This window comes from Megamonas funiformis, assembly GCF_010669225.1.
GTDB lineage: Bacteria > Bacillota > Negativicutes > Selenomonadales > Selenomonadaceae > Megamonas > Megamonas funiformis.
Genome location: NZ_CP048627.1, coordinates 1,198,177 through 1,222,760, shown reverse-complemented (window position 1 = coordinate 1,222,760; position 24,584 = coordinate 1,198,177). Strand labels below are relative to the sequence as shown.

General features: G+C 32.8%; 23 protein-coding genes. 9 read left to right on the top strand and 14 right to left on the bottom strand.

Annotated elements, in window-relative coordinates; translation table 11 throughout:
- The first annotated feature begins 18 nt into the window (after positions 1–18).
- Together GXM21_RS06160 and GXM21_RS06155 are read left to right on the top strand one after the other, a co-directional pair.
- Complete coding sequence (locus GXM21_RS06160; RefSeq protein ID WP_163604689.1) at positions 19–447, top strand: hypothetical protein; 429 nt, start codon at positions 19–21, stop codon at positions 445–447.
- 115 nt (positions 448–562) lie between these two features.
- Positions 563–1,087 carry a hypothetical protein gene (locus GXM21_RS06155; RefSeq protein ID WP_163604688.1) on the top strand — a complete coding sequence of 175 codons (525 nt, stop codon included), beginning with the start codon at positions 563–565 and terminating at the stop codon, positions 1,085–1,087.
- 128 nt (positions 1,088–1,215) lie between these two features.
- Here the strand turns inward: GXM21_RS06155 and GXM21_RS06150 are convergent, their stop codons facing one another.
- Positions 1,216–2,160 (bottom strand): AEC family transporter, encoded by a 945-nt coding sequence (locus GXM21_RS06150; RefSeq protein ID WP_008537932.1) that lies wholly within the window; start codon positions 2,158–2,160, stop codon positions 1,216–1,218.
- Between the two features lie 169 nt (positions 2,161–2,329).
- Between GXM21_RS06150 and mqnE (GXM21_RS06145) the strand changes: the two genes are divergently transcribed.
- From mqnE (GXM21_RS06145) to GXM21_RS06130, 4 genes are read left to right on the top strand one after another with little or no spacing between them, the layout of a single operon-like run.
- A complete protein-coding gene (gene mqnE, locus GXM21_RS06145) occupies positions 2,330–3,415 on the top strand; it encodes an aminofutalosine synthase MqnE (RefSeq protein WP_008537933.1) in 1,086 nt (361 codons plus the stop codon).
- A gap of 29 nt (positions 3,416–3,444) precedes the next feature.
- Complete coding sequence (mqnE, locus tag GXM21_RS06140) at positions 3,445–4,521, top strand: aminofutalosine synthase MqnE (RefSeq protein ID WP_008537934.1); 1,077 nt, start codon at positions 3,445–3,447, stop codon at positions 4,519–4,521.
- A gap of 16 nt (positions 4,522–4,537) precedes the next feature.
- On the top strand, positions 4,538–5,569 hold the full coding sequence (mqnC, locus tag GXM21_RS06135) for a cyclic dehypoxanthinyl futalosine synthase (protein WP_008537936.1): 1,032 nt from the start codon (positions 4,538–4,540) through the stop codon (positions 5,567–5,569).
- A 25-nt stretch (positions 5,570–5,594) separates the two neighbouring features.
- Positions 5,595–6,428, top strand: coding sequence for an MTAP family purine nucleoside phosphorylase (locus GXM21_RS06130; RefSeq protein ID WP_008537937.1), 834 nt, complete (start codon positions 5,595–5,597; stop codon positions 6,426–6,428).
- A gap of 68 nt (positions 6,429–6,496) precedes the next feature.
- Here the strand turns inward: GXM21_RS06130 and GXM21_RS06125 are convergent, their stop codons facing one another.
- Positions 6,497–7,372, bottom strand: coding sequence for a zinc-ribbon domain-containing protein (locus tag GXM21_RS06125; protein ID WP_008537939.1), 876 nt, complete (start codon positions 7,370–7,372; stop codon positions 6,497–6,499).
- 260 nt (positions 7,373–7,632) lie between these two features.
- Between GXM21_RS06125 and rsmB the strand changes: the two genes are divergently transcribed.
- Genes rsmB through GXM21_RS06110 form a run of 3 tightly spaced genes read left to right on the top strand, consistent with a single transcriptional unit; the run spans position 7,633 to position 10,837 of the window.
- Positions 7,633–8,961, top strand: coding sequence for a 16S rRNA (cytosine(967)-C(5))-methyltransferase RsmB (gene rsmB / locus GXM21_RS06120; protein WP_008537940.1), 1,329 nt, complete (start codon positions 7,633–7,635; stop codon positions 8,959–8,961).
- Between the two features lie 45 nt (positions 8,962–9,006).
- Entirely contained in the window at positions 9,007–10,050 is a 1,044-nt protein-coding gene (gene rlmN, locus GXM21_RS06115; RefSeq protein ID WP_008537941.1) for a dual-specificity RNA methyltransferase RlmN, read from the top strand.
- Between the two features lie 22 nt (positions 10,051–10,072).
- On the top strand, positions 10,073–10,837 hold the full coding sequence (locus GXM21_RS06110) for an FhaA domain-containing protein (RefSeq protein ID WP_008537942.1): 765 nt from the start codon (positions 10,073–10,075) through the stop codon (positions 10,835–10,837).
- 65 nt (positions 10,838–10,902) lie between these two features.
- Here the strand turns inward: GXM21_RS06110 and eno are convergent, their stop codons facing one another.
- The 12 genes from eno to GXM21_RS06050 form a co-directional block, all read right to left on the bottom strand.
- On the bottom strand, positions 10,903–12,204 hold the full coding sequence (gene eno, locus GXM21_RS06105; protein ID WP_008537943.1) for a phosphopyruvate hydratase: 1,302 nt from the start codon (positions 12,202–12,204) through the stop codon (positions 10,903–10,905).
- Positions 12,205–12,407: 203 nt separating this feature from the next.
- Positions 12,408–13,826: a pyruvate kinase gene (gene pyk / locus GXM21_RS06100; RefSeq protein ID WP_008537944.1), complete on the bottom strand. Its 1,419-nt coding sequence runs from the start codon at positions 13,824–13,826 to the stop codon at positions 12,408–12,410.
- Positions 13,827–13,865: 39 nt separating this feature from the next.
- Complete coding sequence (locus GXM21_RS06095; RefSeq protein ID WP_008537945.1) at positions 13,866–14,867, bottom strand: GGGtGRT protein; 1,002 nt, start codon at positions 14,865–14,867, stop codon at positions 13,866–13,868.
- Positions 14,868–14,896: 29 nt separating this feature from the next.
- Complete coding sequence (locus tag GXM21_RS06090; protein ID WP_008537946.1) at positions 14,897–15,595, bottom strand: iron-sulfur cluster assembly scaffold protein; 699 nt, start codon at positions 15,593–15,595, stop codon at positions 14,897–14,899.
- Between the two features lie 165 nt (positions 15,596–15,760).
- Positions 15,761–17,284 (bottom strand): 2,3-bisphosphoglycerate-independent phosphoglycerate mutase, encoded by a 1,524-nt coding sequence (gene gpmI, locus GXM21_RS06085; RefSeq protein WP_008537947.1) that lies wholly within the window; start codon positions 17,282–17,284, stop codon positions 15,761–15,763.
- 137 nt (positions 17,285–17,421) lie between these two features.
- Positions 17,422–18,174 carry a triose-phosphate isomerase gene (tpiA, locus tag GXM21_RS06080; protein ID WP_008537948.1) on the bottom strand — a complete coding sequence of 251 codons (753 nt, stop codon included), beginning with the start codon at positions 18,172–18,174 and terminating at the stop codon, positions 17,422–17,424.
- Between the two features lie 32 nt (positions 18,175–18,206).
- A complete protein-coding gene (locus GXM21_RS06075; protein ID WP_008537949.1) occupies positions 18,207–19,385 on the bottom strand; it encodes a phosphoglycerate kinase in 1,179 nt (392 codons plus the stop codon).
- 76 nt (positions 19,386–19,461) lie between these two features.
- The gene (gap, locus tag GXM21_RS06070; protein ID WP_008537950.1) at positions 19,462–20,475 is read right to left on the bottom strand and encodes a type I glyceraldehyde-3-phosphate dehydrogenase; all 1,014 of its coding nucleotides are present in this window, start codon (positions 20,473–20,475) and stop codon (positions 19,462–19,464) included.
- 414 nt (positions 20,476–20,889) lie between these two features.
- Positions 20,890–22,245: a thioether cross-link-forming SCIFF peptide maturase gene (scfB, locus tag GXM21_RS06065; RefSeq protein ID WP_026296953.1), complete on the bottom strand. Its 1,356-nt coding sequence runs from the start codon at positions 22,243–22,245 to the stop codon at positions 20,890–20,892.
- Positions 22,246–22,401: 156 nt separating this feature from the next.
- Positions 22,402–22,542, bottom strand: a complete 141-nt coding sequence (gene scfA, locus GXM21_RS06060; RefSeq protein WP_008537952.1) for a six-cysteine ranthipeptide SCIFF — start codon at positions 22,540–22,542, stop codon at positions 22,402–22,404.
- A 127-nt stretch (positions 22,543–22,669) separates the two neighbouring features.
- Positions 22,670–23,785, bottom strand: coding sequence for a hypothetical protein (locus GXM21_RS06055; protein ID WP_008537953.1), 1,116 nt, complete (start codon positions 23,783–23,785; stop codon positions 22,670–22,672).
- A gap of 25 nt (positions 23,786–23,810) precedes the next feature.
- Complete coding sequence (locus GXM21_RS06050) at positions 23,811–24,542, bottom strand: polysaccharide deacetylase family protein (protein WP_015563396.1); 732 nt, start codon at positions 24,540–24,542, stop codon at positions 23,811–23,813.
- Positions 24,543–24,584 lie beyond the last annotated feature (42 nt).

The window sequence follows — 24,584 nt, the reverse complement described above, 5'->3', positions numbered from 1 at the left end:
ACAAAAGAAAAAACTATTATGATAACTATAAAGTATAATCCTAATTTTGAAGATTTATACGACACTATAGTTGAAAAATATTGTCGAAATAAACAACTACAAAAAAGATTATTAAAATATAAATCTACTATATTAAATATATTTAAACAAAAAAAACATACAAATATTCGTACACTTATTTTTGGTATCATATCTATTGAGAAACTATATCCTATATTATCTTCAATATCTTATACACCTAAAAAATATCTTAATAAAGAAATTTATAATTGTTTAAAATCTACTTTTATCTTAGCTATTAAAATAAAATCAAAACATATTAATAATCTCAATTATGACGATATTACTGACAATCAATATATTGATAATAGTTTTATTTCTAAATTTATGCTATATCATCATCTTGATAAAGATAAAATAAAAAAAGAAAAGATTTTATTTATATAATAAAACATTGAAAAATGATTTATATCCCATCCAAGAATACCCTTCTATAATAGAAAAATTAGTAAAATTAAAAAATATAGGTTTTTCTATAGACTTAGAAAAATATCAAACTTGTATGATTAATAAAATAAATAATGAAATGGATATATCTTTCAATATATTAGAAAAATTTAATGAAAATACTCGTATATATAATATTATATCTAATACTTATACAGAAAACTTAAAACAAAGTATATTAAATAAATTAACTTATGTACCACAATCATTTTTTACAGATAAATGGGACAATAAAATAATTACGTATTTTAAAGAACATAAAGATGATTTTTACTTATCTAGAGGTTTTTTATCACATCTAGATATAGATATGATTATACAAAAATTAATAAAAGCTGATAAAAACGAAGTATCTAATTTTAGTACAATACTATATATTTTTTACCATATAGACAATGCCAATGAATATTTTACCAATGACTTAGATAGTATAAATTACTTATTAAATAAATTACGTAAAAATACAAGTGGTTTTTATATGTTTAATAATTCTCTTAGTTTACTAAAAAAACAAGAAATTGATTATCTTATTAATAATCTTGAATCTTATAAAAATAAATTATCTTCTTCAAAGAATTAAATCTATTTTTTATATCCTAATATAGTATAAAATTAAACTAAATAATTATACAAAAACCTACTAACAATTTAATAATTTAAAAATATACATCGTTTTAAAATGGTAACAAATGCCCTTTTTGAGCTATTTCATACTAAGTTCATACACTTTAACACATAGAGCCAAAAAGTCAATGAAAACGCACTTCCAAGAGTTGTTAGCATTACTGTTCCAGCAGTCAAATTACCGTCGTGTCCCATATTCCTCGCCATGATATAGCAGCTTACAGTTGTAGCTGAACCCAACATAATCAATGCTGCGACCAATTTACTTTCTGTAAAGCCTAAATAAATAGCAAATGGCATAAATAACACTACAAATACAACTAATTTCATAACACTACAAACAATAATAGGCTTTATATTTTGACTAAATCCTTGAAACTTAAATGCTGCTCCCATAGCCATAAGCCCCATAGGTGTAGCCAAAACAGCAAGCAAAGATACAGTCTTATGTACAATCACTGGAGTTGGAATTTTCAAAAGTGACCAAATAACGCCCACTACTATACCTAATATAATAGGATTAGTAATAATACCTTTAATAGTTTTTTTCATCAAGGCAAAAGTTAAACTACTTTGACCAGGTTTCAATAAGGCCAATACAACAACCGCCATCACATTATACAAAGGCACCGTACCTATTATCATCAAAGACGCCATACCATAATCACCATAAATATTTTGTACAAAAGCCATACCGATTATAGCAGCACTACTGCGATATGCAGCCTGCACAAATTCACCTTGAGAAACATTTTTTCTAAAAGGTATAGAAATAAAAAAAGAAATCAATATACTAAGCAAAGTTGCCCCAAAACAGTATAAAACATATGTAGTATCCCAAGCTTCATAAAAATTAGCTGAGCCAATATCTTCAAATAATAATGCAGGCAAAGCCACCACAAATACAAATTTATTCATTTTTGTAATAAAAGCTTCATCAAATAATCCTATTTTACGAAAAATCATACCCAATACCATCATCAAAAAGACTGGTATAGTCGCATTCAAGCTAAAAATCAAATTATCCATAAAAATCCTTCCTCATCAAAATTAATAAGTATTTTTTATTATAGCACAAAATTTTATTCACTAATAATATTTATAAAACTTATTTTCCTATTCAATAATTATAGTTGATACATATATAAAAAAAGAGTAAAATCTAATAAGTGAATTTTTTAACTTAAGAGGTGTTCTCGTGATTAATACATTAGATAAAATAGAACAAAAGATTTTAAATAATGAGCGTCTAACAAAAGAAGATGGGTTGGCTCTTTTTGCTTCCAATGACCTTGCTCGCATAGGTTATCTTGCAGATTTAGTACGTAAACGTATCAGCGGAGATTACGTTTATTACAATGTAAATTGTCATTTAAATTTAACTAATATTTGCACAGCTCTTTGTGATTTTTGTGCTTTCGGTTGTGAAGCTACAGATAAAAAAGCGTATGCTATGACTATGGAGCAAATTTATAATAAAGTAGCCAATGCTTGCAAAGATCCAAATATGAAAAATCTTCATATTGTAAGTGGATTACATCCTGATTGGCCTTTTTCTTATTATGTAGATATCATTAAAATGCTCAAAAAAGAATTTCCTCAACTTCATTTAAAAGGTTTTACTGGCGTGGAAATCACTCATTTTGCTAAGATTTCTGGAAAATCCATTCGTGAAGTATTACAAGAATTAAAAGATGCAGGCATTGAAGCTATGCCAGGTGGTGGAGCTGAAATTTTAAATGACCGAATTCGTCAGAAACTCTGCCCTAATAAAGCTACAGCTCAAGAATGGTTAGAAGTTTCTCGCACTGCTCATCAGCTTGGTATCAAGACAAACGCTTCCATGCTCTATGGTCATATTGAAACTATTGAAGAACGTGTCAACCATTTAATCACACTTCGCAATCTTCAAGATGAAACAGGTGGCATTCAGACATTTATTTGCTTCCCATTCCACCCTGCCAATACAAAATTAGGTAAAACTGTTCATCGCACTAATGTTTGGGACGATTTAAAAACTATGGCTATCTGTAGATTAATGCTTGATAATATTCATAATATCAAAGCATATTGGGTAATGCTCACTTTACCTATCGCTCAATTAGCTTTAGGCTTTGGTGCAAATGATGTAGACGGCACTATCAGCGAAGAAAAAATTATGCACGATGCTGGAGCAAATTCACCAAAAGCACTCACTCGTGATAATTTAATCAATTTAATTAAACAAACAGGCAGAATACCTGCTGAATGTGATTGCAATTTCAATATAATCAGAACATATTAAGCTAATTATTTTGTAAAGGATTTTTATTTATGAATATCAATCAACAAGCTATAACAAAAGCTCAAAATAGAGAGCGTTTATCTTTTGATGAAGCACTATATCTATACAAACACGCTGATATTTTAGACTTAGCTACATGGGCAAGAAAAGCCAAAGAACGTCATAGCCAAAAAGAAGTCTATTATAATATCAACCGCCATATAAATTTATCCAATATCTGCACTGCTAATTGTCCTCTATGTGCTTTCTCTTGCGAAGATGGTGATAAACGAGGTTTTGTCTTAACTAAAGAAGATGTTGAAACTAAAATCAAAGATACTATCGCTCATGTCAAAGGATTAACAGAAATACACATTGTAAGCTCTCTACATCCTACTAATGATTTTAATTACTATATAGAAATCATCAAATCCATAAAAAAACTTTTACCTAACGTGCATATTCAAGCTTTTACACCTGTGGAAATAGTTCATTTTGCCAAGATTTCCCAAAAAAGCATTTACGAAGTCTTAACTATTTTACAACAAGCAGGTCTTGATTCTCTCCCAGGTGGTGGAGCTGAAATTTTAAATGATGAAATCCGTGCTAAAATCTGCCCAAATAAAGCCAATACACAAGAATGGATTGAAACTATAAAAACAGCTCATAAACTCGGTATGAAAACTAATGCTTCTGAACTCTATGGTCATATTGAAACTATAGAACAAAGATTACAGCATTTATTCACACTTAGAGAAATTCAAGATGAAACACATGGCTTCCAAGCTTTTATTTCATTCCCATTTCATCCGCAAAATACTCAATTAGACAATATAAAACCTATTACATCTTATGAAAGCTTGCGTTTTATCGCTATTTCTCGACTCGTATTGGATAACATTCCTCATATCAAAGCCTTTTGGATGATGCTCACCTTGCCTATCGCTCAATTAGCCCTTGCCTTTGGTGCTGATGATTTAGATGGTACAGTTGAAGAAGAACAAATCATTCATGCTGCTGGCGCTAAAACAGGTCAAAAAATGACTACTGCACAATTGCAAAAAATCATCACCGAAACAGGCTATACACCTGTTCAACGTGATTCTTTATATCGAAAAATAAAATAAATTAGAGGTATGATTAATGAACAGACTTTCTGATAAAGAAGCTATTGACCTTTTAAAACATGGTGATATTTTAGAATTAGGTCAACAAGCGAATAAAATTCGCCAAGAAAAACACCCTGGCAATACTGTTACTTTCATTGTAGACCGCAATATCAACTACACTAATGTTTGCCTTAATGAATGTCGTTTCTGTGCTTTTTTCCGTCGCGAAAATCGCAAAGACGCTTATTTATTGCCAATAGAAACTATTTTACAAAAAGTAAAGGAAACTCAAGAAGCTGGTGGTACGCAAGTCATGTTACAAGGAGGACTACACCCTTCTTTACCTTTTGAATATTACCTAAATATGATTAATACCATTAAAACAGCCTTTCCTGATATTGTAATCCATTCTTTTTCTCCTGCGGAAATACTTCATTTTTCCAAGATAGCTAATAAATCTATCAAAGAAACTCTACAAGATTTACGTTCTGCTGGTCTTGCTTCACTTCCAGGTGGTGGAGCTGAAATCTTAGTTGACCGCGTGCGTAAAATTGTAAGCCCTAAAAAAATCATGACAGATGATTGGCTAAAAGTAATGGAAACTGCTCACTCTATCGGCATGGAAAGTACAGCTACTATGGTTTTAGGACTCGGCGAAACTATTGAAGAACGCATTGAACATATGCGACGTGTCCGCGACCTTCAAGATAAAACAGGTGGCTTCAGAGCTTTCATCATGTGGACTTTCCAACCTGGAAATACTCAATTAGGTGGCAATAAATTATCCTCATGGGAATATCTAAAAACTCTAGCCGTATCTAGACTCTATTTTGATAATATCTCTCATATTCAAGGCTCTTGGGTTACACAAGGTCAACAAATTGGACAAATAACATTAGCCTTTGGTGCTGATGATTTAGGTAGTATCATGCTTGAAGAAAATGTCGTTCGTGCAGCCGGTACTGCTTATCAAATGTCCATTGACAAAATGGTAAATACAATCGAAAAAGCTGATTTTAAAGCAGCTCAACGTGATACAGAATATAATATCATTCGTCGATTTTAATAAAATTTAATTAAGGAGATTTTTTATGAATACACAAAACATTCCTCAAGCCGATTTTGCCATTATCGGTGGTTCTGGCACATTATCCAGCAATTTTCCATTAGGTGCTAAATGTGATGATGTAAAAATAATTCAAGACCGCATGGTTTTTGATACACCTTATGGCAAAACTACTGAACTTCGCTTATTTGAAATAGCAGGTACACGCGTTTTAACTTGTAAAATGCATGGTTGGAGAAGTGGTGTCAATCGTGCTGATGCTTCCCGCCAATTATTCTGGACTTTCCGCGAAGCCGGTGTAAAACGCATTTTCTCTGAAGGTGGCGTAGGTACTATCAATAAATTATTAGATACTAGAGATTTTCTCATTCCTGATGATTATCTTGATATGTCCATTCGCAAAGATGTTGGACTTGAAGGCAAATATTTACTTGTTATGCGTGATGCACTTTGCCCTCAAATGCGTGAAGAATTAATCAAAAATACACATAAGCATTTCAGCGGTAGAATTTTTACACGTGGCACTTATGCTAATACAGACGGTCGCCATTTTGAAAGCCCTGCGGAAATCGCTATGTTAAATGGTCATGCAGATATCGTAGGTCAATCCATCTGCCCTGAAGTATATCTCGCTCGTGAAATTGGAGCTTGTTATGCTGGTCTTTATTATGTAGTAAATTATGGCGAAGGTATCAAACCATGGTCTCATCAAGTATTAGAAGATATCTTCTATGATGATGCACCTATGATCAGCAAAATTCTTTTAGATACAATTCGTTCTTTAGCCCAACAAGATAGAAATTGCGAATGTTTATCTTTACGTAAAGAAACTTTATTAAAAGGCATTTATGACGATTAAGATATAAAAATAAGACGTATACATTTATTTGTATACGTCTTTTATATTGCTTTTACTATTTACTTTTATCAATACATTCTAAAAGTCTGTTTATTATTATCCCAATCTACTTTTACATAGCAATCATCAACTTTTTTACCTTCCGCCATAGATTTTCCTTCAGGAACTTCTAAATGAAAACAATTGATGATGAGTTTTCCATTTACAATTTTATTATCCATATTATAATACTTATCTGGATTTATACCAAAACTCTTTAGATTATCCATAGAAATAAATACAGTCCACTTGTCATCTTTTTTGCCTACTAGCCAATAACCTTCTAATTTTGCATGAGCCCCTGCTGTACATTTTACTTCATAGAAAAGTTTATCGGAATTTGCCAATTTTATCTCTTTTATACTTAAATCTGGTACTAATACATCTGTATAAAAATTCATTAAAACTTGATTTTTATCATCTAGCATAACTGAGCAATTATTACCTACATTTTTAAAAGATATCTTAGCTACTTCCTTATCGCCTAATATAAATTTATCATTTTGAGTATATTCTAAATTAACAATATCCTCTACTGGTTGTTTAACATCTTCTTTAACTGCATTATTTTTATCTTCACTTGCAGTATTTTCTTTATTTTGCTCTACCGTTACATTTTGCTCAACTTGTTTTGTATCTTTATGAGCAAAATAACTATACGCACCAAAAGAAACCAACCCTAGTAATAAAATTACAGCGATAAAAATACCTATATACTTATATTTTGTATAATTCTTTTCAGTATCTACATTTTGACTGATATTGTTACTTATTGTTTTTTCACTTTGCTTCATTTGCTCATTATTATCTTGGCTATCTTGCTTAATTTGATTTCCACATTTAGAACAAAATTTTTCATTATCATTTATCTGGTTACCACAATTAGGACAAAAAATAATAATCATCTCCCTTTGTTACACTTACTATGATAAAGTATAACAAAATAGATGAAAATTAACAGAAACATATAGGAAAGTTAATCTTTTCTCATAAATTAAATTAGATATCATCTTATTTTTACTTTATTTCTCACATAACTTGCATAGCTTCTACCTATATTATATAATAAATTTGTAACCAAGATTATATATTAATATAAATACGTATTCTCAAGGGGCGCTTTTCTTAGCGTCTTTTTTAGTTTACTAAATGCAAAGGAGATTTTATGAACGCTCGTGAAGTTGCTTTAAATATTTTAAATGAAGTATATACTCAACAAGCTTATGCTAATATATCCCTATCACGCCATTTGCAAAAAAATCAATTATCCGACCAAGACCGCCGTTTCATCACTGAATTGGTTTATGGTACAGTAAAAGCAGGCGATACTCTACTTTGGATTTTAAAAAAATTTGTAAATAGACCTTTAAATAAAATTGAACCAACAATTATTAATATATTGCGATTAGGTATTTATCAAATTGTATTCATGGACAAAATTCCTGAATCAGCAGCTTGCAATGAAGCTGTAAATCTTGCTAAAAAATATTCTAATCAAGGTTCTGCAAAATTTGTAAATGGCGTTTTGCGTAACTTAATCCGCCAACCAGAAAAATACGCTATGCCTACAGGCAATAAAGCTAGTGAATTAGCTATCAGAGAACAACACCCTCTTTGGCTAGTAAAAAAATTCATTCATACTTTTGGTAGTGAAGCTGCTATCAAGCTTTGTCAATTCAATAATACTAATGCTCCACTTGTATTGCGTACCAATACTTTAAAAACAACACGACAAGAATTAATCACAGAGCTTATAAATGCAGGTTGTGAAGTTATTCCTTCCAAATTAGCACCAGAAGGAATTATTTGTAAAACACACACTTCTTTAAATCAACTAGCACCATTACAAAATGGTTTTGCCCAAGTGCAAGATGAAAGTTCTATGCTTGTAGCTCATGTAGTTGATCCTAAACCTAATGAATTTATCATTGATACATGTAGTGCCCCTGGTGGTAAAACTACACATATGGCTACTTTGATGCAAAATAAAGGAAAAATCATAGCTTGTGATATCTACGAACATAAATTAAAACTAATTCAAGATAATGCTAATAGATTAGGTATCAACATCATTGAGCCTAAATTATTAGATGCTCGTGAAATCGGCAATCAATATAAAAATCAAGCAGATAAAGTATTAGTTGATGCACCATGTTCTGGAATGGGCGTACTTCGCCGTAAACCTGACTCCCGCTGGAACAAAACAGCAGAAATCTTTGAAAAATTACCACCTCTTCAATTAGCTATCTTAGAGTCAGCTGCTCGGGCTGTAAAACCTCAAGGTGTATTAGTCTATAGTACTTGTACAATCATGCCACAAGAAAATATAGAAATCATTAATCAATTTTTAGCTAAACATCCAGATTTTGTTTTAGAAGATATCCGCAAATATTTACCATTTAAAACAAAAAGCAAAGAGAAAACATTACAATTAATGCCATATAAAGATAATACAGATGGCTTCTTTATAGCTCGTATGTACAAAAAAGTATAAAAATCTTAAATTATTATTTATATTTATTTTAGAAGGGAATTTATAATGACCAATATTTTTGGCTTAAATTTAACTGAACTTACTTCACTAATCACAGATTTAAACCTACCAAAATTTAGAGCAAAACAAATTATTGAGTGGCTCTATCAAAAACATGCTACATCTTTTAATGAAATGACCAATCTTTCTAAAGATTTACGTGAAAAATTGGCACAAGAATTTACTATTGAACGTGCAAAATCTTGTGATAGACTAGACTCCAGTGATGGCAAAACAACTAAATTTTTATTAGAATTTGGCGATGGTATCGGTGTAGAAACAGTTTTAATGCGTCAACCTTATGGCAATAGTATCTGTGTTTCTTCTCAAGCAGGTTGTAATATGGGCTGTAGTTTCTGTGCTTCTACGCTTCACGGCATGGCTAGAAACTTATCCACAGGTGAAATTTTAGCTCAAGCAATGTTCATTCAAGAATTATTAAATCAAACAGGCGAACAAATCAATAATATAGTAATCATGGGTTCTGGTGAGCCTATGCTCAATTATGATAATGTATTAAACTTCATTCGTTTAGTACATGAGCCTTATTGCTTAAATTTAGGTTATCGCAATATCACAATTTCCACATCTGGTATCGTGCCGGGAATAAATAAATTAGCTCAAGAAAATCTACCTATTACCTTATCAATTTCCTTACATGCACCGAATAATGAATTGCGTACAGAGCTAATGCCTATAAACAAACGCTATCCTATTGAAGAAGTAATTAAAGCTGCTGTAAATTATGCTAATACTACTAAAAGACGCATAACTTATGAATATATCTTAATTGATAAATACAATGATAACATGACTGAAGCAGTAGAATTATGTAAACTCTTAAAAAATCAATTAGCATTAGCTAATGTGAACTTAATCCCTATCAATCCAGTCAAAGAGCGTAATTACAATCGTCCTTCTTTAGCTAGAATAAAAGCTTTCGCTAAGTATTTAAATGACCATCATCTCACAGCTACCATTCGTCAAGAAATGGGCACAGATATTCAAGCAGCATGTGGTCAATTGCGTAATAAACATTTAGCAAAATAAAAACTCTAGGAGTTGAATTTTTATGTTTTTTTCACGTATGGAAAATTTTCTTGAAAAAAATATTGAAGGTTTTTTTAATCGTAAATTCTCAAGTAATCTACAGATGGCAGAAATAGAAAAAATTATTGACCGTATTTTAATCCGTCAGAAAAAACGTGTAAATCGTGCTATTTTTGTTCCTGATAAATTTACAATTACTATGAGTGATGAAGATTTTAACCAATTAAATAATATAGAAACACAAAATCATTTAAAATTATTTCTCTATAAATCTGTCATTCAAAAAGATTATTTTATGGAAACATTACCAACTATCCATATTATAAAATCTCCTAAATTTAAATTAGGCGTTTGTGAAATAACAGCTAAATTTAATAGCGATAAAACTTCTGATACAGACAATGATAATGTAAATGATTTAGAACAAGGTACAATTATTGTCCCAAACCTTGATATAAAAGAAATAACTAATCCTTCACATAAACAACAAGCTCTAAATTTTGCTTCTTTAACTATTATTGAAGGACCAGATAAAGACTCTTATTTAGCTTTTGGTTGTAATCAAATTCATCTTGGCAGACGTGATAAAAATGAATTTCTTTTAACAGATGTAAATGTATCTAGACTTCATGCCTATATTACCTTTGAACATGGTAGACACATTCTTCGTGATGCTAATAGTTTAAATGGTACATTTGTTAATGATAGACCTATAACTAATTTCTGTTTATGCCCTGGAGATATTATTCAAATAGGAAATACTCGTATTGTTTATGACCTTATTTGATAGATTATTTAAATACAAAAAGAAGTGGTATTTATATGTACCACTTCTTTTTTATTTTATCAATATTAATGTTTTTGATTAAATGCATCAAATCCAGGATATACAGCAGATTGTTTTAAATCCTCTTCAATTCTCAATAATTGATTATATTTTGCTACGCGTTCACTTCTGCTAGGTGCTCCAGTTTTAATCTGACAAGTATTTAAAGCCACTGCTAAATCAGCTATAGTAGTATCTTCTGTTTCTCCAGAACGATGAGAAGTAACAGCAGTATAACCAGCTTTATGAGCCATTTTAATAGCTTCTAAAGTTTCAGAAATAGAGCCAATTTGATTTAACTTAATCAAAATAGAATTTCCTGCTCCTTCTTTTATACCACGAGATAATCTTTCTGTATTAGTTACAAATAAATCATCACCTACAAGCTGAACTTTATCGCCAATAGCATCTGTTAATTTTTTCCAACCTTCCCAATCTTCTTCATCAAGACCATCTTCTAAAGAAACAATTGGATATTTTTCCACTAACATTTTCCAATGAGCAATTAATTCATCAGTAGTAAATTTTTTACCAGATTTAGGCAAGACATATTCTCCTATTTTACTGCCTTTCCATTCACTAGCAGCTGCATCAATAGCAATCATAAAATCTTTACCAGGTTCATATCCTGCTATTTTTACTGCTTCTAAAATTACTTCAATAGTCTCCTCATCACTAGAAAGATTTGGAGCAAATCCACCTTCATCACCAACAGATGTTGCTAAGTTTCTGTCCTTCAATAATTTTTGTAAAGCATGGAAAACTTCACTACACCAACGAAGTGCTTCTCTAAAGCTTGAAGCACCTGCTGGCATAATCATGAACTCTTGAATATCTACTGTATTAGTTGCATGTGCACCACCATTTAAGATATTCATCATTGGTACAGGTAATCTATTGCCATTAATGCCACCAAAATAGCGATAAAGTGGAATACCTAAAGATTTACTAGCAGCTTGTGCACTAGCTATTGATACCGCTAAAATAGCATTTGCGCCTAGATTTGATTTATCTTTTGTACCATCAGCTTCTATCATAGCATTATCCACAGCATAAATATCAGAAGCATCTTTTCCTACTAAAGCATTATTAATGATAGTATTGATATTTTCTACAGCATTTAAAACACCTTTTCCATTATAACGTGTTTTATCTCCATCACGAAGTTCTAAAGCCTCAAATACGCCTGTAGATGCACCACTAGGAGCACAACCTCTACCAACTGTTCCATCTGCTAAAATTACTTCAGCTTCTACAGTTGGATTTCCTCTAGAGTCAATAATTTCTCTACCAATTACTTTTTCGATTTTTAATTTATTAAATATCATTTAAATATCTCCTTTGATAATATTTTAAGCAAATGATTTTTATTCTTAATTCATTTATATATTATCATAATTGATATGGATTATCAATATTTATTATAAATAAAAATCAACTTAATAATTAATAAAAAAAATAACCTTAGAGCATTTTTGCCCTAAGGTTATTTTAATCATTAACACATGTGTTTAAAATCTACTAAATCCGATTAGATAGTATGAACACGGATTGTGCTTGTGTTACCTTCACCGAATTTCATACCAGAAGTGATGATTGTTTTATCACCCTGTTTTACAATGCCCTGACGAACAGATGCAGCAGTAGCTGTTGCGATCATTTCATCAACATCGTCCCAAGCTTTACCTTCTACTGGAACAACGCCCCAACGAAGATTTAAGTGACGAGCTACACGATCATTTGGAGTATAAGCGATGATTGTAGCTTTTGGACGATATTTGGATACAACTTTAGAAGTGTAACCGCTTTCAGTTGGAGTGATGATAGCTTGTGCACTAAGTTCATAAGCCATCTGTACTGTAGCATGAGCGATAACGTCAGTTGTAGTAACATTGTGATGAGTGAAACCTTTGGATACGAAGATTTCTTTGTATTCAAGAGCTTGTTCTACACGTTTAGCAATAACGTTCATTGTAGAAACAGCTTCTAATGGATAATCACCATTAGCGGATTCACCAGAAAGCATGATAGCGTCTGCACCATCAAAGATAGCGTTAGCAACGTCAGAAGCTTCTGCACGAGTTGGACGTGGGTTAGAAGTCATAGTTTCAAGCATCTGAGTAGCTACGATAACTGGTTTGCCAAGTTTGTTACATTTTTTGATGATATCTTTCTGAATAAGTGGAACTTCTTCAGCTGGCATTTCAACACCAAGGTCACCACGAGCAACCATGATAGCGTCGGAAGCAGCGATGATAGCATCAATATTTTTAACAGCTTCAACACATTCGATTTTGGAAATGATTTCCATGTGTCCGCCATGTTCTTTAATAAGAGCACGGATAGCTTCAACGTCTTCAGCACGTTGGATGAAGGAAGCTGCTACGAAATCCATATCATGTTCAATACCGAAAATGATATCGTTTCTATCTTGTTCAGAAATAGCAGGAAGACCGAGGGATACACCAGGAGCTGCAGCACGTTTACGAGTGCTCATAGGACCATCATTTAAAATTGTGCAAACGATGTCTTTACCTACGATTTCGTCAACATGAAGACCTACAAGACCATCAGAAAGTAATAAAGTATTACCTGGTTTAACTTCTGTGTAAAGTTTTTTGTGATTGATGGAAACATGAGTTTCGTCACCTGGAATGTCATCATTAGTTAAAGTGAATTTATTACCTTTTTTAAGGTATACTTTACCTTCAGCAAAATCGCCAAGACGCATTTCAGGTCCTTTTGTATCAAGCATTAAAGATACAGTTTTACCCATTTTTTTGGAAACTTCTTTAACTTTATTAATACGTTCTTCATGTTCTGCATAGTCACCATGAGAGAAGTTGAAACGAGCAACGTTCATGCCGTTTTCAATAACGTTTTCTAAAAGTTCAGTACCATTGTCATAGTTAGGACCCATTGTGCAAACGATTTTTGTTTTCTTTAACATTTTTAAAATCCCCACCTAAATAATAATAATAAATAAATTTTATTTGCTCATTGCTTCTTCAATAGCTACTGCTACTGCTACGCTAGCGCCTACCATAGGGTTATTACCCATACCGATAAGACCCATCATTTCTACGTGAGCAGGAACAGAAGAAGAACCTGCAAACTGAGCATCAGAGTGCATACGACCCATAGTATCAGTCATACCATAGGAAGCAGGACCTGCTGCCATGTTATCTGGATGCAATGTTCTACCAGTACCGCCACCGGAAGCAACGGAGAAATATTTTTTACCCTTTTCGATACATTCTTTTTTGTAGCAACCAGCTACTGGATGTTGGAAACGGGTAGGATTAGTAGAGTTACCAGTGATAGAGATGTCAACATCTTCTTTGTGCATAATTGCAACGCCTTCTTGAACGCTATCTGCACCATAGCATTTGATAGCAGCACGAGGGCCGTTAGAATATGCAGTTTCATTAACTACACTAACTTCACCTGTAGCATAATCAAACTGAGTCTGAACATAAGTGAAGCCGTTGATACGAGAGATGATCTGAGCAGCATCTTTACCAAGACCATTTAAAATAACTTTTAATGGTTCTTTTCTTACTTTGTTTGCTTTTTCAGCAATTTTAATAGCACCTTCTGCAGCAGCAAAAGATTCATGACCAGCAAGGAAAGCAAAGCATTTTGCATCTTCACTTAAAAGCATGGATGCAAGATTACCATGACCTAAGCCAACTTTTCTGTTTTCAGCAACAGAACCTGGAATACAGAAAGCCTGTAAACCTTCACCAATAATTTTAGCAGCTTCTACAGCTTTTGTAGTACCTTTTTTAATAGCCATAGCTGCACCTACTGTGTAAGCCCAGCAAGCATTTTCAAAGCAGATTGGCTGTGTATCTTTAACGATTTTAGCTACATCTATGCCTTTATCATCACAGATTTTTTTAGCTTCTTCTAAAGAAGAGATACCATAGCTGTCTAAAGCTTTGTTAATTTTGTCAATACGACGTTCGTAACTTTCAAACAATGCCATTTATTTTCATTCCTTCCTATTTTCTTGTATTATTCTTTACGAGGATCTACGTATCTTGCAGCGTCAGCAAAACGTCCATAAGTACCTTTTGCTTTTTCTAAAGCTTCCTGTGCAGGAATACCTTTTTTAGTGATCATTTCCATCATTTTGCCGAGGTGAACGAATTCATAACCAATGATACGATCTTCTGCATCAAGAGCAATTCTTGTTACATAACCTTCAGCAAGTTCAAGATAACGAGGACCTTTTTCAAGTGTACCATACATAGTACCAACTTGGCTTCTTAAACCTTTACCAAGGTCTTCGAGGCCAGCACCGATAGGAAGACCACCTTCGGAGAATGCAGTCTGAGTTCTACCGTATACAATCTGGAGGAATAATTCTCTCATAGCAGTGTTAATAGCATCACAAACGAGGTCTGTGTTTAATGCTTCAAGAATAGTTTTACCAGGAAGAATTTCAGAAGCCATAGCTGCGGAATGAGTCATACCAGAGCAACCAATAGTTTCTACTAAAGCTTCTTGGATAACGCCTTCTTTAACATTAAGAGTTAGTTTACATGCACCCTGTTGAGGAGCACACCAGCCAACACCATGAGTTAAACCGCTGATATCTTTAATTTCTTTAGCCTGTACCCATTTGCCTTCTTCAGGAATTGGAGCTGGGCCATGTTTTTCAATGCCTTTTGCCACACATGTCATATTAGACACTTCTTGTGAATAGATCATCTTTGTTTCCTCTCCTTAATATATACATTTTATACACGATATACATTATATCATTATATGATATCATTATTCAAGTTTATGAAACTAAAACTTAAAATAACAATAGTTTTTCTTATTTCAATAATATAATCTTATGTTAAAACTTAATCTGCCAATAAGATAATATTAATCGATTAAAGCTTTTCCAGTCATTTCTGCTGGAACTTCAAGACCTGCTAATTTCAATAAAGTTGGAGCAATATCACATAAAGCACCATCTTTAACTTCTTTTACTTTATCAGAAACTACGATAAATGGTACAGGATTTGTAGTATGTGCTGTAAATGCTTCTTTAGTTTCTTCATCTAACATTTTTTCAGCATTACCATGGTCAGCTGTAATACATACAGTACCGCCAACTTGTTTTATTGCATCTACAAAGCGACCAACACAAGTATCTACAGTTTCTACAGCTTTTACAGCTGCTTCCATAACACCTGTATGACCAACCATATCACCATTAGCATAGTTTAAAATGATGAAATCATATTTTTTAGATAAAATAGCTTCTACAACTTTATCAGTAACTTCAATAGCACTCATTTCAGGTTGTAAATCGTAAGTAGCAACTTTTGGAGAAGGTACTAAGATACGATCTTCACCTTCATAAGGCTGTTCAATACCGCCGTTAAAGAAGAAAGTTACATGTGCATATTTTTCAGTTTCTGCAATACGAAGTTGAGTATAACCGAGTTTGCTTACATATTCACCTAAAGTATTTGTTAAAGACTCAGGTTTATAAGCAATTTCTACATTCATACCTTTTTCATATTGAGTCATTGTTGCAAATGTAATTTTCAAATCTTCATTGCGAGCAAAGCCATCAAAAGTAGTATCCACAAAAGCATGAGTAAGTTCACGTGCTCTATCAGGACGGAAGTTAAAGAAAATAGCTCCATCATTGCTTGTCATACCTGCATAGTTGCCAACAACAACAGGAACAACAAATTCATCAGTAGTATCTTCTTCATAAGAATTTTTAATTGCAAGTTCGCTAGAAGCTTGTTTTACACCTTCGCCTAAAGCGATAGCATTATAAGCTTTCTGAACACGATCCCAACGTTTATCACGGTCCATAGCATAATAACGACCAGAAATTGTAGCTATTTTACCAACGCCAATTTCTTTTAATTTAGCTTCAAGCTCAGCTAAATAATCAGCAGCACTAGATGGTGGTACATCACGTCCATCAAGGAAAGCATGAACGAAAACGTTTTCAACGCCTTCTTGTTTTGCAAGCTGTAAGAGTGCATAAAGATGACTATTATGGCTATGAACTCCGCCATCGGATAATAATCCCATTAAATGAAGCGCACCATTGTTTTTCTTAACAGCATTAATAACATCCAAAAATACAGGATTTTTGAAGAATGCGCCTTCACGTATAGCTTTTGTAATACGTGTTAATTCTTGATAAACGATACGACCAGCACCAATATTTGTATGACCAACTTCGGAATTTCCCATTTGTCCATCAGGAAGACCTACTGCTTCACCAGAGCAAGCAAGTTGAGCATGAGGATATTTTGCTGTTAAACCATCAATAACAGGTGTTTTACCTACATTAACAGCATTAGTTGTGCTTTGAGCATCGCCAACTCCCCAACCATCCATAATAATTAAAGCAACAGGAGCGTTAAGTTTTGACATTATTACACTACCTCAATCTATTAATTTTAAAATAGCATAGCACACACCAGTTAAAATCATTTTATAATTTACTATGATGTGTGCTTCCTGCATTACAGGCAATCCCCATGTGCCACACGGTTCATCAATAATAAAAATTATTTAAAGTTAACAATAGCACTGAAATCAGCAGCTTTTAAAGAAGCGCCACCAACTAAAGCACCATCAACGTTTGGTTTTTGCATTAAACCATCAATAGTAGCAGGTTTTACACTTCCGCCATATTGAATACGAACAGCATCGCTAGTAGCTTCATCAAACATAGCTTTAACAGTTTCACGAATGCAAGCGCAAACTTCTTCAGCTTGTTCAAATGTAGCAGTTTTACCAGTACCGATAGCCCAGATTGGTTCATAAGCAATAACAAGGCTAGCAACTTGCTGAGCAGTTAAACCTTCAAGTGCAGCTTTGATCTGACCACTAACGAAATCATTAGTTGTACCAGCTTCACGAGTTTCTAAAGTTTCACCACAGCAAATGATAGGAGTAATACCAGCAGCTAATGCAGCTTTTGCACGTTTATTTACATATTCATCAGTTTCACCAAACATTTCACGACGTTCGGAGTGACCGATTACAACATATTCAACGCCAAGTTCTGTGAGCATTTCAGCGGAAATTTCGCCAGTGAAAGCACCGCTTTTTTCCCAATGAACGTTCTGAGCACCAACATGAATGTTAGTACCTTTTACAGCTTCACAAACAGCAGCAAGAGCAGTAAATGTTGGGCATACAACGATATCTACAGCATTGTTATCTTTTACAAGTGGAGCTAATTCTTTTACAAGAGCAGTACCAGCAGCTACTGTATTGTTCATTTTCCAGTTACCAGCAATAATAGGTTTACGCATTATCAAATCAACCTCTTTATAATTTATTTTTATTATTTGTCAGCAATAGCTGCAATACCTGGCATTGGTTTACCTTCGAGGAATTCTAATGTAGCACCGCCACCAGTGGAAATGTGAGTAATTTTGTCGGAAAGACCAGTTTTCTTAAGAGCAGCAATGGAGTCACCGCCACCAACAATGCTGATACCAGTGGATTCAGCAACTGCATGAGCGATATCTTCAGTACCATGAGCGAATGCATCAAATTCGAATACACCCATAGGTCCATTCCATACGATTGTTTTTGCATTTTCTAAAGCTTCTTGGCATTCTTTGCTGAATTTATTGTCAAGAATCATCCAGTCAGCTGGAACTTCATCAACGGATACAGTTTTATGATTTGCATCTGCTGCAAATTTATCTGCAACAACAACTTCAGCAGGAAGGAATACTTTTACGCCTTTTTCTTCAGCTTTCGCAAGTAATTCTTTAGCAAGTGGTAATTTTTCTTCTTCGAATAAAGAAGAACCAATACCTTTACCTTGAGCAGCGAGGAATGTATTTGCCATACCGCCACCGATTACAACTGCATCAGCTTTTTCTAATAAGTTGGAAATAACACCGATTTTGTCAGAAACTTTTGCACCACCAATGATAGCAACGAAAGGACGTTCTGGATTGGATAATGCTTTACCAATGAACTGAATTTCTTTTTCAATTAAGAAACCGCCAACAACTTCTACATACTGAGCGATACCAGCGTTAGAAGCATGTGCTCTGTGAGATACACCAAATGCATCATCAACAGCAACATCTGCTAAAGAAGCAAGTTGTTTTGCAAATTCAGGATCATTTTTAGTTTCTTCATTGTGATAACGGAGGTTTTCAAGAAGTAATACTTCACCTGGTTTTAAATCAGCAGCAGCTTTACTTGCAGCTTCGCCAACACAATCTTCAGCATATTTAACTTCTTTACCTAAGAGTTCAGAAAGTCTAGCAACGATAGGTTTAACAGATAATTCAGGAACTCTCTGTCCTTTTGGACGACCAACATGGCAAGCAAGAATAATTGCTGCATTGTTTTCTAAAAGATAATTTAAAGTAGGTAATGTAGCACGAATACGTTTGTCATTAGTGATGTTTTGATTTTCGTCCATTGGTACGTTAAAGTCTACACGAATAAAGACTTTTTTACCGTTTACATCAATGTCTCTAATAGATTTCTTATTCATTAAATAAAACCCTCCGTAAATTCAAAATAGGACCGGCCTTTTTAAGACCGGTCCATAAAAGGCTGCACAAATCAAATTACTTAAGTTCAGCGAAGTATTTAATTGTACGAACCATCTGGCTAGTGTAGCTGTTTTCGTTATCATACCAAGAAACAACTTGTACTTGAGTGTTGCCATCTTCCATAGGAGCAACCATAGTCTGAGTTGCATCGAAGAGGGAACCAAATCTCATACCGATAACATCGCTGGATACGAGTTGTTCTTCAGTGTAACCGAAAGATTCAGTTGCAGCAGCTTTCATAGCAGCATTGATTTCATCAACAGTTACATGGCCTTTTACAACTGCTACTAAAATAGTAGTAGATCCTGTAGGGGTAGGAACGCGCTGTGCGGAGCCGATTAATTTACCGTTTAATTCAGGAATAACAAGACCGATAGCTTTTGCAGCACCAGTGGAGTTAGGAACGATATTAACAGCTGCAGCACGGGAACGACGTAAGTCACCTTTACGCTGAGGGCCATCAAGAGTCATCTGGTCACCAGTGTAAGCATGAACTGTAGTCATGATACCGCTCTGGATAGGAGCAAGTTTATTAAGAGCGTTAGCCATTGGAGCTAAGCAGTTAGTTGTACAAGAAGCAGCGGAAATAACTGTATCGCTAGCTTTTAAAGTTTCATGGTTTACATTGAAAACGATTGTAGGAAGATCGTTACCAGCAGGAGCGGAGATAACAACTTTTTTAGCACCAGCTTTGATATGAGCTTCTGCTTTAGCTTTGGAAGCAAAGAAACCTGTGCATTCTAAAACTACGTCTACATCAAGTTCGCCCCAAGGTAATTCTTCAGGATTTGGTTTAGCATAGATAGTGATTTCTTTACCATTTACAGTAATGGAGTTTTCACCAGCTTCAACGCTGTCAGCATATTCATATCTACCCTGAGTAGAATCGTATTTAAGAAGGTGAGCAAGCATTTTTGGGCTTGTTAAGTCGTTGATTGCAACAACTTCATAACCTTCTGCATCGAACATTTGTCTGAAAGCGAGACGACCAATACGGCCGAAACCATTAATAGCAACTTTAACTGCCATTTTAAAAATACCCCCTAAAAAGTAAAAAAAAATTTTTCCAGTTTACTGGAATAATATTTAACTAAAATATGTAAATACATACTCTAGCTTATAACAACTTAATTAGACCACTAGACGTATAATCATAAATTATCATTCAAATATATGTCTAAGTTTTTCACTAGGATTATAATACAATAAATTATATCAAATTGTCAATCTAAATCAGCAGTTTTTCCGTTATAAATTTATTATCCTATTAATAAAAATAATTTATCTAACAAAATCTTTACAAAATTTTTATAAAAATATATTTTCTTGTAAAGAAAAAAGAATTTTTCTCCAAGATGTATTTTTTATCTTCTATAGAGAAAAATTCTTTTTCAAAGTGTAAACCGTATATTAATTAAAATATATTACATTTTTATAAATGAATTATAAACCAAATTTTTCAGCAGTTTTTACTACAATAGCACATTCACAACGTTTTTTCTGTAATTCACAACCAAGTTCATATGGTTCATGGATATTGCCATGGAATAAGTCAGCATTAGCATGACAACCACCACTACAGAAGAATTTAGCCCAACAATCACGACATTTTTCTTTGCTTAATACATGAGTTTTTCTAAATTCTTTTGGAAGCTCTTTATTTTTTACGCCTTCAAATACATTTCCAAGCATGTAATTTTCTCTGCCTGCAAACTGATGGCAAGGATACATATTACCATCTGCAGCTACAGCATAATATTCATGACCAGCTCCACAACCACTCAAGCGTTTAGCAACACAAGGACCATGTTCTAAATCGATATTAAAGTGGAAGAAGAAGAAACCTTTACCTTCTTTTTTACGTTTTAAATAAATTTCTGTTAATTTATCATATTCAGCAAAGATTTTTGGTAAATCTTCTTTTGTAAATCCATATGGAGAATCTTTTAATACAACTGGCTCTACAGATAAAATATCAAAACCTTCATCAGCCATGCTGAGTACATCTTTAGAAAAGTCCATATTGCGATTAGTGAATGTACCACGTAAATAGTAATTATTGCCATCACGGGAATCAACTAATTTTTTAAAGTTTTTAACAACTTTATCATATGTGCCATGTCCACCAACATCAGGACGCATATAATCATGAACTTCTTTTCTACCATCAAGGCTTAATACCATGCTGATATTGTTGTCATTGAGCCATTTAATATTTTCATCATTTAATAAAACACCATTTGTAGTAAGTGTTAATTTAAATACTTTTCCTGTTTCTTTTTCTTTTTGACGTACATATTCTGTTACATATTTTACAACAGGCATATTAACAAGTGGTTCGCCACCGAAAAAGTCAATTTCGCAATGTTTACGTTTACCGCTATGTGCAATGATATAATCAACAGCAGCTTTACCAACTTCTTTTGTCATCAAACGACGGTCATGACCCATATCACCTGTACCAGCAAAACAATATTTACAACGTAAATTGCAATCTTCTGCTACAAGAAGGCACATGGATTTTACAAGACCTGTTTCGCCAAAATATGGAGGTACATCAATATCAGGAGCAAATAATTCTCCACGTTCCATTAATTCATGTAATTCTTCTAAAATTTCACGAAGGTCTTTTTCATCATATTTATCAGCCAAATTTTTAATTACTTCTTCATCATTTGTGCCATCAAAATAATCCATTACATCATAAACAGTTTTATCAATTAAATGTACAGTAGAGCTATTTACATCTAATAATATATACATTCCATTTTGATAAAACTTGTGTATTTTATTACTCATAGCCATTATTTAAAATTCACACCTCTAAAAATAAATATAATTTATAATTAAACTCAATATATAAATTTATAATCGAGTTATTTATTACCATAAATTTTAAACTTTTTAAAATCACTAAGAAAGGGACTGTCAATACAGCCCCCTACTTGAGAAATATTAGTGTTTTTCGCAAACCTGATTACCAACTGTGCAAGAAGTTTTGCAAGCAGACTGACAAGAAGCTTGGCATTCGCCACAACCGCCAGTTTTAATAGTAGCCTGAAGGTAAGGTTTGTTAACAGTTTTAATATGTTTCATACTTATCTCTCCTTTGCGATTTAATATATAATATTGTATATGTTTTTAATCAAATAAGCAAGTCTAGCAAAATATATAAAAAAACTACCTGAAAATCATCATCTTCAAGTAGTTTTTTCATCTTCTATTATTTTTCTGGTATTAAAATAATTTGTACTGGTAAATTTGATGCTCCTGGTGGTGTATATAAAAAGCTTAATTTATCACTATTATTATATGTTCCTAAATAAGCATAGTAATTAATATCTTTTTCATGTCCAAAAAATGGCAAATCATCTGGTGTAGAAATCATTTTATATTCACCATTTTCACCAACTTTTACTGCCATAGCACCAGCATAAACTCCACCTAAAGGCTTAAGATAAAAACTTGTCTTTCCTTTGCCTTCAAGCTTAGGCTCAAAATTATATACTATGCCATAATTACCAAAATTTTGTGTAACAGAATTATCGGTATTATCTTTACCATATTTATAAAGGTCTGTTTTATTATCACCTATATAAAAATACGCTTTTCCCATTTCTTCTGGATTATAAGCTCTTCTATTTGTTAAATAGCGTTCTTTTCCCTCATACGTTCCTCTTAAACGATGCTGGTCTTTTTCCAAAATAGGCGCATAATCTACATATCTTAATAAATTTTTATCAGTAGGTGCAATTACTACACTCACCTTTAATGGCTCTTGCGCATAAAAATCAAAAAGACCATATACTAAACCACCACTTGGCACAATACGTTCATCATCTTCTACGCGCAAAAAAGTTTTACTATATGGAGCAAGTTCTATTTCTCTAGTTTCATGACTATTAAAATATCTTTGCATAGTTACTTTTCCTACATAAAGATAATCTTCACTAGGGCCTGCTACAGCTTCTTTTGTTACTTTAACCACATTAGATTTATCAGACATATTCTGAATAACTACAGCTATTTTTTTATCTTCCTTCATTCCATTCAAGTGATAATACAATAATCGTGTATCACCTTTCACTGTATCTTGATATAAAATTCCATCTTGCTCCACAGTTTCAGGAGAATCAGAAAATAAAAGGGTAGTATCATCATCTTTTGTTTCCATAAATAATAATTTATCGGCTTCATATTTTTCTACATCTTTATCTTTATTTGCTAAAACTATTGTGTTTTTTAAATCTTTTTCATTATTATCTTGAGCTTGAGCTAATGTAAAATTACATATTGTTGCCAACGATAATATAAATGAAAAAATCTTATTTTTTTTCATAAACAAAAAATACCCCTATCCTTTATTAATGCTGATTAATTCCTAATCTATATAAAATTTTTGTCTTTAATATACGCCATTGAAAACCTATATAGCCAAAACGATAATTTGACACATTTGTTCGTTGTAATAAATATTTATCAGTCTTAAAAGTATTATATCCAGCATCACCTGTTACTGCTGCTAAATAATTATTATCCTTTAAACACTGAATACTTTCCTTTGTATAAACTCCATTAGGATAAGAGAAGAAATATATTGTTTTTAATCCATTCCATTCCATCAATAATTTAGATAATTTAATTTCATTATCCAAATTTTCTACTTCAGTCAATGGTAAATGATTTGCTGTATGACTGCCAATTTCAATATTATTATCCTGCATTTCTTTCAACTGTTGCCAACTAACATAATTTTCTTTACCAATATAATTAGTTGCCATAAACATAGTAGCTTTCATGCCCATTGCATTAATCATAGGCATCATATTAGTATAATTATCCTCATAGCCATCATCAAAAGTTATAATAATAGGATTTTCTGGCAATTCTTCACCATATTTTTCAGCACGAATAAAATCCATCATTGAAATTGTATGGTAATTATTTTCCTTAAAATAATCCAATTGTTCTTGAAATTGTTCCCTAGATAAAGAATAATCATCTGTATCTACAGTGTCATCATTGACACGATGATATTCAAAAATCATAACTCCCTTTGGTGGATAAATATATACTGAAGCAATCACTCCACCCATAAATATTACAAATAAAAGTATTATACTCAACGCTATTTTTTT